Origin of the sequence: Pseudomonas sp. P1.8 (assembly GCF_001269805.1) — a bacterium.
Lineage (GTDB): Bacteria > Pseudomonadota > Gammaproteobacteria > Pseudomonadales > Pseudomonadaceae > Aquipseudomonas.
Genome location: NZ_LHVM01000019.1, coordinates 199,166 through 212,604, shown reverse-complemented (window position 1 = coordinate 212,604; position 13,439 = coordinate 199,166). Strand labels below are relative to the sequence as shown.

General features: G+C 58.8%; 13 protein-coding genes. 7 read left to right on the top strand and 6 right to left on the bottom strand.

Features of this window, described 5'->3' with window-relative positions; all coding sequences use genetic code 11:
• Nucleotides 1–82 precede the first annotated feature (82 nt).
• The gene (gene mazG, locus AD668_RS21600; RefSeq protein WP_053162008.1) at nucleotides 83–916 is read left to right on the top strand and encodes a nucleoside triphosphate pyrophosphohydrolase; all 834 of its coding nucleotides are present in this window, start codon (nucleotides 83–85) and stop codon (nucleotides 914–916) included.
• 28 nt (nucleotides 917–944) lie between these two features.
• Nucleotides 945–1,487: a DUF2058 domain-containing protein gene (locus AD668_RS21595; RefSeq protein ID WP_053162007.1), complete on the top strand. Its 543-nt coding sequence runs from the start codon at nucleotides 945–947 to the stop codon at nucleotides 1,485–1,487.
• Nucleotides 1,488–1,553: 66 nt separating this feature from the next.
• On the opposite strand, the gene AD668_RS21590 is transcribed toward AD668_RS21595, so the two are convergent.
• The 6 genes from AD668_RS21590 to AD668_RS21565 form a co-directional block, all read right to left on the bottom strand.
• Complete coding sequence (locus AD668_RS21590; protein WP_053162005.1) at nucleotides 1,554–1,742, bottom strand: hypothetical protein; 189 nt, start codon at nucleotides 1,740–1,742, stop codon at nucleotides 1,554–1,556.
• 379 nt (nucleotides 1,743–2,121) lie between these two features.
• Entirely contained in the window at nucleotides 2,122–3,342 is a 1,221-nt protein-coding gene (fabB, locus tag AD668_RS21585; protein ID WP_015096439.1) for a beta-ketoacyl-ACP synthase I, read from the bottom strand.
• 11 nt (nucleotides 3,343–3,353) lie between these two features.
• On the bottom strand, nucleotides 3,354–3,869 hold the full coding sequence (gene fabA, locus AD668_RS21580; RefSeq protein ID WP_003227150.1) for a 3-hydroxyacyl-[acyl-carrier-protein] dehydratase FabA: 516 nt from the start codon (nucleotides 3,867–3,869) through the stop codon (nucleotides 3,354–3,356).
• A gap of 247 nt (nucleotides 3,870–4,116) precedes the next feature.
• Nucleotides 4,117–6,015, bottom strand: coding sequence for an ATP-binding protein (locus AD668_RS21575; RefSeq protein WP_053162002.1), 1,899 nt, complete (start codon nucleotides 6,013–6,015; stop codon nucleotides 4,117–4,119).
• Nucleotides 6,012–6,944: an ABC transporter substrate-binding protein gene (locus AD668_RS21570; protein WP_053162000.1), complete on the bottom strand. Its 933-nt coding sequence runs from the start codon at nucleotides 6,942–6,944 to the stop codon at nucleotides 6,012–6,014. The genes AD668_RS21575 and AD668_RS21570 overlap by 4 nt, the downstream gene beginning before the upstream one ends.
• A 1-nt stretch (nucleotide 6,945) precedes the next feature.
• Nucleotides 6,946–9,069, bottom strand: coding sequence for a TonB-dependent siderophore receptor (locus tag AD668_RS21565; RefSeq protein ID WP_053161998.1), 2,124 nt, complete (start codon nucleotides 9,067–9,069; stop codon nucleotides 6,946–6,948).
• A gap of 195 nt (nucleotides 9,070–9,264) precedes the next feature.
• Between AD668_RS21565 and AD668_RS21560 the strand changes: the two genes are divergently transcribed.
• From AD668_RS21560 to AD668_RS21540, 5 genes are all read left to right on the top strand, one after another.
• Nucleotides 9,265–10,290, top strand: a complete 1,026-nt coding sequence (locus tag AD668_RS21560; RefSeq protein WP_053161996.1) for an NAD(P)H-dependent glycerol-3-phosphate dehydrogenase — start codon at nucleotides 9,265–9,267, stop codon at nucleotides 10,288–10,290.
• Between the two features lie 50 nt (nucleotides 10,291–10,340).
• Nucleotides 10,341–10,688 carry a DUF4389 domain-containing protein gene (locus AD668_RS21555; protein WP_053161994.1) on the top strand — a complete coding sequence of 116 codons (348 nt, stop codon included), beginning with the start codon at nucleotides 10,341–10,343 and terminating at the stop codon, nucleotides 10,686–10,688.
• Nucleotides 10,685–11,140, top strand: coding sequence for a phosphohistidine phosphatase SixA (sixA, locus tag AD668_RS21550; RefSeq protein WP_053161992.1), 456 nt, complete (start codon nucleotides 10,685–10,687; stop codon nucleotides 11,138–11,140). Before AD668_RS21555 ends, sixA begins: the two co-directional genes overlap by 4 nt.
• 108 nt (nucleotides 11,141–11,248) lie before the next feature.
• Nucleotides 11,249–12,904 carry an AMP-binding protein gene (locus AD668_RS21545; protein WP_053161991.1) on the top strand — a complete coding sequence of 552 codons (1,656 nt, stop codon included), beginning with the start codon at nucleotides 11,249–11,251 and terminating at the stop codon, nucleotides 12,902–12,904.
• A 32-nt stretch (nucleotides 12,905–12,936) separates the two neighbouring features.
• Complete coding sequence (locus AD668_RS21540; protein WP_053161989.1) at nucleotides 12,937–13,380, top strand: hotdog fold thioesterase; 444 nt, start codon at nucleotides 12,937–12,939, stop codon at nucleotides 13,378–13,380.
• Nucleotides 13,381–13,439 lie beyond the last annotated feature (59 nt).

The following is a 13,439-nucleotide window of genomic DNA, read 5'->3' as shown; positions in this document are numbered from 1 at the left end:
CGTTCATCCAGATTGAACGCGTCATCGTTAACGTCCATCGCGAGCAAGCTCGCTCCTACAGGGAGCGGAAAGAGACTGAACGATGTATTCACTTGCAGACCTGCTTCACCTCATGAACCGCCTGCGCGACCCGCAGTACGGTTGCCCATGGGACATCAAGCAAACCTATGCAACGATCGTCCCGCACACCCTGGAAGAAGCCTACGAAGTGGCCGATGCCATTGAGCGCGGTGACTTCGATCACCTGCAGGGTGAATTGGGTGATCTGCTGTTCCAGGTGGTTTATTACAGCCAGTTGGCGCGGGAAGAAGGTCGCTTCGAATTTGACGGTGTGGTCGACAGCATCACCCGCAAGCTGATCCGTCGCCATCCCCACGTGTTTCCCACCGGCGATCTCTACGCACCGCTGGATGTCCCGCACCTGAGTGAAGAACAGGTCAAACAGCGCTGGGAAGAGATCAAGGCCGAGGAGCGTGCCGAGAAGTCTTCAGCACCCGAACAGCTGTCGTTGCTCGATGACGTGCCCGGCGCGTTGCCAGCGCTGTCACGCTCGGCGAAATTGCAGAAACGCGCAGGGCAGGTCGGTTTCGACTGGCCGGACGCCTTGCCGGTGCTGGACAAGGTGCGCGAGGAACTCGATGAAGTCCTCGAAGCCATGTCGGAAAATGATTCCGAGGCCGTAGCCGACGAGATTGGCGACCTGTTGTTTTCGGTGGTCAATCTGGCGCGTCACCTCAAGGTCGATCCGGAAACCGCATTGCGTGGCGCCAACAGCAAGTTCGAGCGACGCTTCCGTTTTATCGAACAGGCATTGCGCGACACCCACCGTCCCATGGAAGATTGCACCCTCGAAGAGTTGGACGCCCTGTGGGGCGAAGCCAAACGTCAGGAAAAGAATATGCCCAGCTGCGGTTGAGCAGTTGCCTAAGTGAGTAATAAGCACCATGAGCATTTCCCTTCGCGACCAGTTGCTCAAAGCAGGGCTGGTCAACCAGAAGCAGGCCAAGCAGGTCAGCAAAGACAAACAGAAGCAGCAGCGTCTGGCCCATAAAGGCCAGGTCGAGCTGGATGACTCGCAGCAGCGCGCAGCCCAGGAAGCCATGGCCGAGAAGGTCAAGCGCGACCAGGAGCTCAATCGCCAGCAGCAAGAGAAGGCTGAGGCCAAGGCCCGTGCCGCGCAGGTCAAGCAATTGATCGAAGTCTCGCGACTGCCGAAGCTGACGACCGAGGATTACTACAACTTCGTTGACGACAAGAAGGTCAAGCGCCTCTGCGTCAACACCCTGATGCGTAACAAGCTCAGCAGCGGCTCGCTGGCTATCGTGCATCATGCCGGGGGTTATGAAGTGATTCCGCGTGAAGCGGCGCTGAAGATCCAGGAGCGCGACCCACAGCGCATTGTGCAATTGAATGTGCAGACCGAAGAGGTCGCTGCCGAGGACGATCCGTACGCGGCGTATCAGATCCCTGATGATCTGATGTGGTAAGCCGTTAACGGCTGCAAAAACGACAAACCCCGCTCATGGCGGGGTTTGTCGTTTTCAATGCTGTGATTACGCGGAGCGCCGCTCGCGCCGTTGCTCAAGAGTTTCCAGTTCGGCCTTGTAGTTCTGCGCATCGGTTTCGGAGTGGAACATCCCCACCAACAGGTCTTGTTGATGGACATCCCAGATACGGATACCGGCGGCTACACCTTCGTGGGATTTATGTGAATCGTCGCGTTCAGTTACTTTTACAGTCATCTGCTAGCTCCAATCTCTGTTATCTGCAGCAAGGCATGTGCAGGACTCTGTTATAGAGTTTGATAGCTTGCTAAGTAAATGACTGAGTTTGGTAAGGGTTTTTTGCAAAAACGGCAACAGTGCTGCAGCCCACGGAATCCGCGACATTCGGTCGCAGGGCGTTTGGTTTCATGACAAATGCTTCATGTTCGGCTTGATGAATTCCCGACTTGAAATGCATACCTGTAGGAGCCCGGCTTGCCGGCGATGGCGTTCTCGAGGACGCCATCGCCAGCAAGCCGGCTCCTACGAAAAGCGATTTGCGATGCCACATTATTCAGTAAAAAAAAACGCCCCGAACCAGTCGGGGCGTTTTTCTGTGCGGCTCAGCGGCAGGGAATTACTTGCCTTCCCAGCGTTTCAGTACCAGCGTGGCGTTGGTGCCACCGAAACCGAAGCTGTTGCTCATCACAGTGTTGATCGTGGCGTTTTCGCGGGTCTTGGTCAGCACCGGCAGGTCGGCCACTTCAGGGTCCAGCTCGTCGATGTTGGCGGAACCGGCAATGAAGTTGCCTTCCATCATCAGCATGCAGTAGATCGCTTCGTGAACGCCGGCGGCGCCCAGGGAGTGACCCGACAGGCTCTTGGTGGAGCTGATGGCCGGAGCCTTGTCGCCGAACACTTCACGCACACCTTTCATTTCCGCGACGTCGCCGACCGGGGTCGAAGTGCCGTGGGTGTTCAGGTAGTCGATCGGGGTGTCGACGGTGGACAGCGCCTGCTGCATGCAGCGGATCGCGCCTTCGCCACTCGGGGCAACCATGTCGTAACCGTCGGAGGTCGCGCCGTAGCCAACGATTTCCGCGTAGATTTTTGCGCCACGGGCCAGAGCGTGTTCAAGCTCTTCAACCACGACCATGCCGCCACCGCCGGCGATGACGAAACCGTCACGGTCGGCGTCGTAGGCACGGGAAGCTTGTTCCGGGGTGTCGTTGCGCTTGCTGGACAGGGCGCCCATTGCGTCGAACAGGAACGACTGGCTCCAATGCTCTTCTTCACCGCCACCGGCGAACACGATGTCCTGCTTGCCCATCTGGATCTGTTCCATGGCGGTACCGATGCAGTGAGCACTGGTGGCGCAGGCAGAAGCGATGGAGTAGTTCAGACCCTTGATCTTGAACGGAGTCGCCAGGCAAGCGGAAACGGTGCTGCTCATGGTCCGCGTTACGCGGTATGGGCCGACGCGCTTGACGCCTTTCTCGCGCAGGATGTCCAGCGCTTCCATCTGGTTCAGGGTCGATGCGCCACCGGATCCGGCGATCAGGCCGGTACGCGGGTTGGACACTTGCTCTTCGGTCAGGCCGGAGTCAGTGATGGCGTCTTTCATGGCCAGGTAGGCGTATGCCGCCGCGTGGCCGACGAAGCGATAGATCTTGCGATCGATCAGTTCTTCAAGGTTGAGGTCAATGGAGCCGGAAACCTGGCTACGCAGACCCATTTCAGCATATTCCGGGTTGAACCGGATGCCAGGGCGGCTTGCACGCAGGTTAGCGGAGACGGTCTCTTTGTCATTGCCCAGGCACGAAACAATGCCCAGACCAGTGATAACGACGCGGCGCATGCGAATAACCCTTAGAAGTTGTCAGTTGAGGTAAACACGCCGACCCGGAGGCCTTCGGCGGTGTAGATTTCGCGACCGTCTACGGTCACCGAACCGTCGGCAATGGCCAGGTTCAGCTTGCCCTTGAGGACGCGCTTGATATGAATGTTATAGGTGACTTTCTTGGCGGTCGGCAGAACCTGGCCGAAAAACTTCACTTCGCCCGAACCCAGCGCACGGCCGCGGCCCGGCAAACCTTGCCAGCCCAGGAAGAAACCGACCAATTGCCACATGGCGTCGAGGCCAAGGCAGCCTGGCATCACCGGATCGCCTTCGAAGTGGCAGGCGAAGAACCACAGGTCCGGATTGATATCCAGCTCGGCGACCAATTCACCTTTGCCGTACTTGCCACCCTCTTCGCTGATCAGGGTAATGCGATCGACCATCAGCATGTTCGGGGCGGGCAGTTGCGCGTTACCAGGGCCGAACAACTCACCGCGACTGCAGCGCAGCAGGTCTTCCCGGGTAAAGGCGTTTTGTTTGGTCATGCGAGCTCCTCAATAGTCCCGTGCGGCAGGTGGGGCAAATCTTCCCGGCCGATCGAAGCGTTCATGCCTCGAACCGGCAGCCTACTCATAGACTATTGCGTTGTGGTGAAAGTCACAGCACCAAGGACATGAATGTACACTTGTGCACTGAAATTATTATTCAAGCCCCTTTTCGGGCTTGTCGAGGTGCCTAAGACTGCCGCACTTTCGTCTTTCACGCCAGTCGCAGATGGTCGAAAGGCCTGTACTACTGCACCCAGCGCTGCAAAATTTGATGAAGATCGTTCCGTTTGAAGGGCTTGGCCAGATAATCGTTCATGCCGGCGGACAAACAGGCTTCCCTGTCACCCTGCAGGGCATTGGCGGTCAGGGCAATGATCGGCAGATCTGTGCAGCCGGGTAGCTTGCGGATTTGTCGTGTGGCCTCGTATCCGTCGATGATTGGCAGCCGGCAATCCATCAGGATCGCTTCGAAAATCAGACTTTCGGCACTGCGAACTGCCTGCGCGCCATCGGCGGCAACGCTGACCTTGAACCCAAGGCTGCGCAGCATGGCTTCGATGACCGTCTGATTGACCGGGTTGTCTTCGACCAACAGCACATTGCGGCCGTCGCCATTACTGTTGCCGGCCGGCGCAAGCTGGACCAGCGTAGGCGGTGTCTGTTGATACAGGGCGAGCGGAATTTCCAGCGTGAATACCGAGCCGAGACCTTCTTCGCTCTGAGCGCGCAACGTTCCGCCCATACGCTCGGCAAGTGTGCGAGCAATCGGCAGGCCCAGGCCCGTTCCACCGTAACGTCGTGAAATGGAGCTGTCAGCCTGCTGAAACGCGTCGAACATCATCTCCAGGCTTTCGGACGGAATGCCGATGCCGCTGTCGCGCACGGTGCAGGTAAACCATAGCAATTCGTGATCCAGCGACTGCCACTGGGTTTCGATGGTGACGCGGCCCTGCTCTGTGAACTTCAGGGCATTGCCGAGCAGATTGACCAGGATCTGACGGATGCGCGTCGGGTCACCCTTGACCTGCAATGTCCGCATGTCTTCGGGAATCACCAGTTGCAGATCGAGGCTGCGTTGCGCCGCGCTGTGCTGAAACGACTGGGCGCAACTGCCGATCAGGTCGCAAAGGCTGAACGGAATGTGCTCCAGCTCCAGTTCCGAGCGTTCGATCCGTGAGAAATCGAGAATGTCGTTGATGACCTTCAACAGGTGTTCGGTCGATTCCGATGCCAGTGCCGCATATTCGACCTGCTCATCGGTCATGTCGGTGGTTTCCAGCAATTGCAGCATGCCCAGCACGCCGTTCATCGGAGTGCGCAATTCATGGCTCATCATGGCGAGAAAGTCGGACTTGGCGTTGTTGGCCTTTTCCGCTTCTTCGCGGGTCTGGATCAACTGCGCCATCGCTTGATGCTGCTCACGGCTGGCCTCTTCGAGGCCGCTGGCGAGGTTGTTGATGTGTTGTGACAGTGCCCCCAGTTCCGTGTCGTCGACGATGGGCAGCGGGGTCCTGTAGTCACCTTTCTGTATTGCCTTGACCGCATTGCCGATATCGCGGATCGGTTGCGACAGGCTACCTGCGAGCCGCCGGGCCAGCACAAAGGTAAACAGCAGGGCGAAAAAAGCCAGAATCGCAGCCTTCAGCAGGATTTCCTGCTGGCGTTGGCTGAATGCATCACTGGACAGGCCGACGATCACCCGGCCCAGATAGTCTTCGGTCGGGACGGGGGGGGGCTTGCTGCCCTGGAAAAAATCATTGTGCATAGCGATTCGCTGCAGGCGCACCGGTGCCTGGAACACTTCAACCTGTTTTGGGCGATTGTGATGTTCGGAGGGTTGTTCGACATAGACCAGAACACGGTTGGCGCTGTCCTGAACTTCCAGAAAGCGCACGTTGGGCGTAGCCAGTGTGGCCTTGAGCAGATTTTCGAGCACTTCGCTGTTGCCGGAAATCACACCGTACTCAGTCGCGGGCGCCAGTTGGTTGGCGATCAACTGGCCGGTGTGGGTGATTTCCTGGCGCAGGTCCTGGATGCGCACGAAGGTAAAGAAGCTGATCAACAACAACGTCAACAACAAGGCAGGGCCAAGGCTGATGAGTTGCGTGCGGGTGTTGATGTCCCAACGGCGACGGAAGGTCACGGGCGGCGTTCTCCTTCTGCCAGCAAAGTTGCGACGAGTACGTCGTCGATCTGTTCCATTCCCAATGAGCGAGCGACCTGCGGATTGCTCGAGACCTTGAAACGATTCGGGTAATACGTGCGCGGCCATGTCGACGTCGGCCGATCGAGCAGTTCGTCGAGGATGACCAACCAATCGTGTTGATCACTGTAAGTGCTGGCCAGGCTACCGGCCTTGACGAATGCTGTATTGGGACCGATCAACGCCATTTGCCGTGCATAGCTGCTGAGCAGAACGTTCTTTGCCGTCTGCGGGTTGTACAGGTCGGGGTCGTCCAGCCCCAGCAGGACGTCGCTTTTTTTCAGCAACGCCTGTAATGCACGGCTGTCGTGAGTGTTCTCCCAGCGCTGCGTGACCACCTCCAGACCCAATGGACGGGCCGCCTGACGCAATTCATCGAGCAGGAACTCGCTGTGATTGTCGTAGAGCACGCCGACCCGCTTGACTTGAGGCAACAGGACTTTGGTCAGGCGCAACTGCCGTCCCGGTGGCGGATCGCTCCACAACAGGCTGAGGTGTGGCGGGTGAATGTCATTCAGACGTTGTCGGGCTTGCAGGCGGCTGATCCGCAGTACCAGCGTCGCCGGACCTGCGATGTCCTGCAGACGCCAATCGAGGCAGGCCAGATCGAGCAGAATCAAACGGGTGTCAGCAGGCAGGTTACCTGGCGTCGGTAACTGCGCCAGCGCCTCGAAGCGCACGGTGTCGTTTGGACGCAGTTCTCTCAAAGCCTGGGTGAAGGCCTGCACGCCAGGACTGTCTTCGACGCCGGCCAACAGTATGTCCGCAGCATGGCCGGTCAGACTGCACAGCAGGCCGCTCGACAGCAGGCATAGCATGGCCAGCATACGGCCAAGCGCAGGCGCTTTCCAAACCGGTCGATGGCGCATCCTAGAGTTCCAGCTCCGCGCTGAAATACATCACACGTTGTTCATCGTAACGGTTGTCAGCGAACGTGGTTGGCTGATTGTCGAGGCGTTGCTGGAGCACTCCGGCCAGCTCCAGGCTACTTTTGCCAAGGCTGAGGCGTTTGGCGACACGGGCATCCACCCGTTCGAAGCGGTATCCATTCAGGGCGTCGTCTCCATAGTAGAAAAGGCCAGTGTTCCAGCCTCGCCCCCAATCCCGCAGCCAACTGGCGGAACCGCTGTTGCGTGCCGTCTGCCTGGCGTCCAGCGGGTTGCTCGCGTCGATGTCGATATAGGCATAGGTCAGTCTCAGGCGATCGAGGCTGCCGACCCGCCAGTCGAGTTGGGTCTCGGCTCCCGAGAAACGTGATGTGTTCGAGTTGCTGGCGATGAACTGATTGTTGCGCAGCGGCTCGCTGATCATGCCCGAGATTTCGTCGTAGAACAGTTTTACGTCCAGCGCAATTCCCTGCTCGGCAAAGTAGCCGTTGTAACCTAGCTCCCGAGAGCGCATGTGCTCCTGATCGAGATCGCCGGGGCCTCGGGTCTTGACGAAGTAGCGGGCGCTGGACTGGCCAAAGGCTTCCGGCTTGAGGTGCGTCACCCGATAACTCCAGTTAATGTTGTTCTCGAACATGTCCGGTGAACGGACGGCTTCGGAGTACACCGCACGAAAGCCGTGCCGTTGGTTGATCAGGTAGTTGAGTGCCACTCGTGGCGTCAGTGAACTGCCGATCAGCCGAGAATCTTCGAACATGCCCCCGCCTTGCACCAGCCAGTGTTCGGTGGCGCGCCACTCGAATTGGCCGAATACCCGCCAGGTCGTGTCGTCAAGAGTGCCATTGAAATAGGTTTCGGAATCTGCCTGGTCGTAACGATAGTTCAGGCCACTGACCAGTCGAAGGTTATCGGACAGGCTCAGGGTGTCCTGCACTTCGAGGTCGTAGCGCGATTCACGAGTGCTTTGGTCGAGGTTGCCGCAGACAGTCTGGCTGGCGCCATTGCGCCATTGGTCAAGCACCTGATTGGCCAGTGCCTGTTCGGCCAGCGAACCGGGCGGGGCACCGGGGCCGATGAAATCCGAGATATTGCGGGCCAGGTGTTCAGTGTAATTGGGGTTGAGTTGCCACAGTTCGCTCAACTGTGGGCTGAATGAAACCTGCGCGTCACAGGCGCGCCAGGTTTGCTGGCGATCCCAGTGTTGCGCGGAGCCCTGAATGTAAAGACTGTGATCGGGGTTGATGTCCCGGTTCCAGCGCAAAGAGCCGGCATAGTCCTTGGCCGTGACGTCGGAATCGTCGCCTGCGCGAGTAGTCCCCGCAAACACGGGGCGGTAGGTATAAGGTCGCTGGTTGGTGCCGTCCTTGGCATTGATTTGCCAATCGATGCTCTGCTGTTCATTGAGCGTCTGGTTGACGGCGAGGTTGAAGCGGTTGAGACGGCGATTGTCATGGTAATCGACGCCTTTTCGGTCCGAGTCGAAGCCATCGTCCTGCTGTCCGGACAGCGACAGGCGCAGATCACCGTCCTTCCAGCCCAATCCCTGACTGGCGTAAAAATCGTTGATGCCGCGCTGCCCCTGGGTGACTTTCATCCGCGTACCGTGGCTGTCGGCTGGCCGTCGGGTGACGACATTGACCACCGCCATCAAGGCGTTGGCCCCATAACTGACGGTGTTCGGGCCGCGAAAGACTTCGATGCGCTCGATGTCCTCCATGGCCACTGGGATATCGCTCCAGTCCACCGTGGCCAAACCGGCGCGGTATACCGAGCGCCCGTCGATCAGTATCTGCATGCGCCGTGCTGCGGTGGCATTGGTGCCGTGGTAGTTCACCGCTGCCTGATTGCCGCTGATATTGCCGACCATCATGCCCGGAATCAGGCGCAACAGTTCGCTGATGTCCCGGGCACCGCTGGCGTTGATCAGTGCGCTGTCTATCACGGTCATGCTCCCCGGCACGGCGGCCGGTGACTGCTTCAGACGTGTGGCTGTCAGCACTTTAGGCAGTGGCTCGCTGTCGAGGAACATGTCGTCGCCCAGTGCCGGCGGGCTGAAGATCAGCGCCAGTACCAGAGGCGAGCGTGGCGAAGGAGAACCCGGAGACACCGCACATCCCTGTTAGCGTTCAAAGTCGCGCATTTTAACCGAGGCGATCAACTTTTCCATTCACGATGCCCGCATTTTCTGCGTATTAAATGGTCTTCTTGCAACAGATGTCGCTATTTGACACGGGGGCTGTCCGCGCAGGGGCCGCTCCGTATAATGCCTGCATCGCCACTGGTATGGATTAACGGATTACATATGACTGAACAGCGCCCGATTGCGGTCCTGGGAGGCGGAAGTTTTGGAACCGCCGTGGCTAATTTACTGGCCGAGAACGGGCATCAGGTCCTTCAGTGGATGCGTGATCCCGAGCAAGCCGAAGCTATTCGAGTCAATCGCGAGAATCCGCGTTACCTCAAAGGCATCAAGATTCTACCCGCCGTAACGCCGGTTACCGATTTGCAGGCGACCCTGCAAGCCTGCGACTTGTGTTTCGTTGCGTTGCCGTCCAGCGCGTTGCGTTCGGTGCTGGTACCGAATGCCGAGCGCTTGAGCGGCAAGATGCTGGTCAGTCTGACGAAAGGCATTGAGGCTCAAACCTTCAAACTGATGAGTCAGATCCTTGAAGAGATCGCGCCACACGCACGAATCGGCGTGCTGTCGGGGCCTAACCTGGCCCGTGAAATAGCCGAGCATGCGCTGACCGCCACGGTGGTTGCCAGTGAAGACGAAGAGCTGTGCCAGCAGGTTCAAGCCGCGTTGCACGGTCGCACCTTCCGCGTTTACGCCAGTGCCGACCGTTTTGGCGTGGAGTTGGGCGGAGCGCTGAAGAATGTCTACGCGATCATCGCCGGCATGGCGGTGGCTCTGGGCATGGGCGAAAATACCAAAAGCATGCTGATCACCCGGGCGCTGGCCGAGATGACCCGTTTCGCGGTGAACCAGGGCGCCAACCCGATGACGTTCCTGGGCCTGGCGGGGGTGGGCGATCTGATCGTGACCTGCTCGTCGCCCAAGAGCCGTAACTATCAGGTCGGATTCGCGCTCGGTCAGGGTTTGAGCCTGGAAGAAGCCGTCAACCGCCTGGGCGAAGTCGCCGAAGGGGTCAACACCCTCAAGGTGCTCAAGGCCAAAGCCCAGGAAGTTGGCGTGTACATGCCCCTGGTCGCCGGGTTGCACGCAATATTGTTCGAAGGACGCACGCTTGAGCAGGTCATCGGCCTGTTGATGCGCGGCGAACCGAAAACCGACGTCGACTTTATTTCCACCAGCGGCTTCAACTGAGCCCTCAATTTAATTCAACCGAGCCCTCTTTAATAGGAACGGAGCGAGACATGAACGATCAGAAAGTAGAAGCCAAGTACGAATCCATCCTGCTGCGGGTACTTTGGATGATCGTCTTTGTGCTGGTCTGGCAAGTGGCGCAGTTCATTCTCGGCGCCGTCGTGCTGGTGCAGTTGATCTATCGTTTGTTCTATGGCGCCCCGAGCGCCAGCCTGATGAACTTCGGCGACAGCCTGAGCCAGTTTCTGGCGCAGATCGGTCGTTTCGGCAGCTTCCACAGCGACCAGAAACCCTGGCCGTTCGCCGACTGGCCGACGCCGCGTACACCGGAAGGTGAAGCGCCGCACGTCGTGGCGCCGGCACCGCATCCGGCCCGAGATGAGGAACCCAAGCTATGAAACTCTGGGTATTGCGTCATGGTGAAGCTGTACCGCACGGTTCCCGCCCCCACGATTCGGAGCGGGAATTGACGGATCACGGCCGCAAGGAAGTGCTGAAAAGTGCCGCGCTGTTGATGGGGCAACCATTGACGGCAATCTACGCCAGCCCTTATCTGCGCGCGCAACAGACTGCGCAACTGGTGCGTGAGGCATTGGGGTTCGAGCCGGAAATTCGCACCGTCGAATGGCTGACGCCTGACACCGAGCCGGACAAGGTGGCCGAGCAAATGGTGGCTGTGAGCGATGTGCTGCTGGTCAGCCACAATCCGCTGGTGGGAAATTTGTTGAGTTACCTGGAACACGGCGCGGGGCATCCGCCGGAGCGAGTCAGCACCGCCGGGCTGGCCGAGCTCTCGGGCGCGGAACTGATTGTCGGCTCGATGAAGCTCAACGGCATCAAGCACCCGTAGACGCAAAGATCGCAGCCTGCGGCCCTCCTACAGGCGACTTAAAAAAGTCAACCAAGCACTTGCTTGGTTGACTACGCTTGCTCCAGACCAAAAAAACAGGAGCGAGTCATGTCTGCTGCTTTTCGTTTGCCTCTGGACGTTTTCTACGAACGTGAGGCCCGGCATCCGCGCCAACGCTTTTTGGTCCAGCCTGTCGGCGGTGGTCAGGTTGAAACCCTGACCTGGGGGGATGTCGGTCATCAGGCCCGCTGCGCTGCGCATTGGCTGCGAGCGCGCGAGTTACCGCTAGGCAGCCACGTTGCCCTGATTTCGAAAAACTGCGCGCACTGGATCATTGCCGACCTGGCGATCTGGATGGCCGGGCATGTCTCGGTACCGCTGTACCCCAACCTCACCGCCGAGACCGTTGCCCAGGTCCTCGAACACTCAGAAGCGGCGCTGGTCTTCATTGGCAAACTCGACGATTGGCCAGGGATGTCTCGTGGGGTTCACCCTGACTTGCCGACCATCAGTCTGCCGCTGCATCCGCCCGGCACCTTCGATTTCAGCTGGGCCGATCTGCAACGCTGCTCGCCCATCCAGGACGATCCCAGGCCGGCCGCCGATCAACTTGCCACCATCATTTACACCTCCGGCACCACCGGCATGCCCAAAGGCGTGATGCACAGTTTTGGCAATCTGGGCTTTGCTACCACGCGCGGCACTTCACTGTTCGGCCTCAATGAGTCGGACCGGCTGCTTTCCTATTTGCCGCTGTGCCATGTGGCGGAGCGGATGTTTGTTGAATTGGCCTCGATTTATACCGGCCAAACAGTGTTTTTTGCTGAAAGCCTCGAGACCTTCCTCACGGATTTACAGCGAGCGCGGCCCACTGCGCTGTTTGGTGTCCCGCGGATCTGGACCAAATTCCAGATGGGTGTGTACAGCAAGATCCCGGCAAAGCGCCTGGATTTTCTTCTCGGACTTCCATTCATAGGCAAGCGGGTAGGGCATAAAGTCCTGGCCGGCCTAGGACTCGACGCCTTGCGCATCGCACTTTCCGGGGCCGCTCCTGTGCCGCAGACCTTGCTGCTGTGGTACCGCAAACTGGGCCTGGATGTGCTGGAGGTTTACGGCATGACCGAAAGCTGCGGTTACTCGCATATCTGCCTGCCTGGCCAGAACAAACCGGGCTGGATCGGCAAGCCATGCCCGGAAGTCGAGGTGCGGATAGCCGAGACAGGGGAGGTCTTGGTGCGCAGTGGCGCGACCATGCTCGGGTATTACAAGGAGCCGGAAAAAACTGCTGACACCATCACCGAAGACGGATTTCTGCGCACCGGTGACAAAGGCGAGGAAGACGCCGAAGGCAACCTGCGTCTGACTGGACGGCTGAAGGAAATCTTCAAGACCAGCAAGGGCAAATACGTGGCCCCTGCGCCGATTGAAAACCGCTTGGCGGTGCACTCGCGCATCGAACAGGTTTGCGTGGTCGGGGATGGCTTGAGTGCGCCGTTGGGCTTGTGTGTGCTCTCTGCCGTCGGACAGCAGGAGGCACGGGCGGGGTTGCATTCCAGCCTGGAAAAACTGCTGGAAGAGGTCAACGCGCTGCTCGATAAGCACGAACGTCTGCGCAGCCTTGTGGTGGTCAAGGATAGCTGGGCAGTAGAGAACGGTTTTCTCACGCCGACCCTGAAGATCAAGCGCAATGTGATCGAAGCCGCGTATGGAGAGCGTTTTGAAGAGTGGAGCGAGCGCAGTGAGGCGGTGCTGTGGCAGGATTGATCCACGAACAAAACCAACAAGGAAAATCTGCAATGAGCCTGTGGCGTACCACTCCCAATATCGAGCAGTTGAACTTAATCCAGAAAAACACCATCGGCGAAGTGCTGGACATACGTTTCGAAGCCTTCGACGAAGAGTCGCTGACGGCCAGCATGGTCATCGACCATCGCACTCATCAGCCTTATGGTCTGCTGCATGGCGGCGCCTCGGTGGTGCTGGCCGAGTCGGTCGGTTCCATGGCCAGCTACCTGTGCATCGACACCAGCAAGTTTTATTGCGTGGGTCTGGAAGTCAACGCCAACCACTTGCGCGGCTTGCGCAGCGGGCGCGTGACGGCGGTGGCCAAGCCAATCCACATTGGCCGTACGACACATGTCTGGGACATCCGTTTGACCAGCGACGAGGGCAAGTCCAGTTGTGTGTCGCGACTGACGATGGCTGTGGTGCCGTTGGGTGAAAATCCGCCTGCCCGTTGAAACCTGCGTTCGTCTGTAGGAGCGAGCTCGCTCGCGATGGTCGCTAACGATAACGCGGG

Bases quoted from the DNA above. Each gene is read 5' to 3' on its own strand.
- mazG (WP_053162008.1), top strand. From the start codon at position 83: ATGTATTCACTTGCAGACCTGCTTCACCTCATGAACCGCCTGCGCGAC.
- AD668_RS21595 (WP_053162007.1), top strand. From the start codon at position 945: ATGAGCATTTCCCTTCGCGACCAGTTGCTCAAAGCAGGGCTGGTCAAC.
- AD668_RS21590 (WP_053162005.1), bottom strand. From the start codon at position 1,742: ATGACTGTAAAAGTAACTGAACGCGACGATTCACATAAATCCCACGAA.
- fabB (WP_015096439.1), bottom strand. From the start codon at position 3,342: ATGCGCCGCGTCGTTATCACTGGTCTGGGCATTGTTTCGTGCCTGGGC.
- fabA (WP_003227150.1), bottom strand. From the start codon at position 3,869: ATGACCAAACAAAACGCCTTTACCCGGGAAGACCTGCTGCGCTGCAGT.
- AD668_RS21570 (WP_053162000.1), bottom strand. From the start codon at position 6,944: ATGCGCCATCGACCGGTTTGGAAAGCGCCTGCGCTTGGCCGTATGCTG.
- AD668_RS21560 (WP_053161996.1), top strand. From the start codon at position 9,265: ATGACTGAACAGCGCCCGATTGCGGTCCTGGGAGGCGGAAGTTTTGGA.
- AD668_RS21555 (WP_053161994.1), top strand. From the start codon at position 10,341: ATGAACGATCAGAAAGTAGAAGCCAAGTACGAATCCATCCTGCTGCGG.
- sixA (WP_053161992.1), top strand. From the start codon at position 10,685: ATGAAACTCTGGGTATTGCGTCATGGTGAAGCTGTACCGCACGGTTCC.
- AD668_RS21545 (WP_053161991.1), top strand. From the start codon at position 11,249: ATGTCTGCTGCTTTTCGTTTGCCTCTGGACGTTTTCTACGAACGTGAG.
- AD668_RS21540 (WP_053161989.1), top strand. From the start codon at position 12,937: ATGAGCCTGTGGCGTACCACTCCCAATATCGAGCAGTTGAACTTAATC.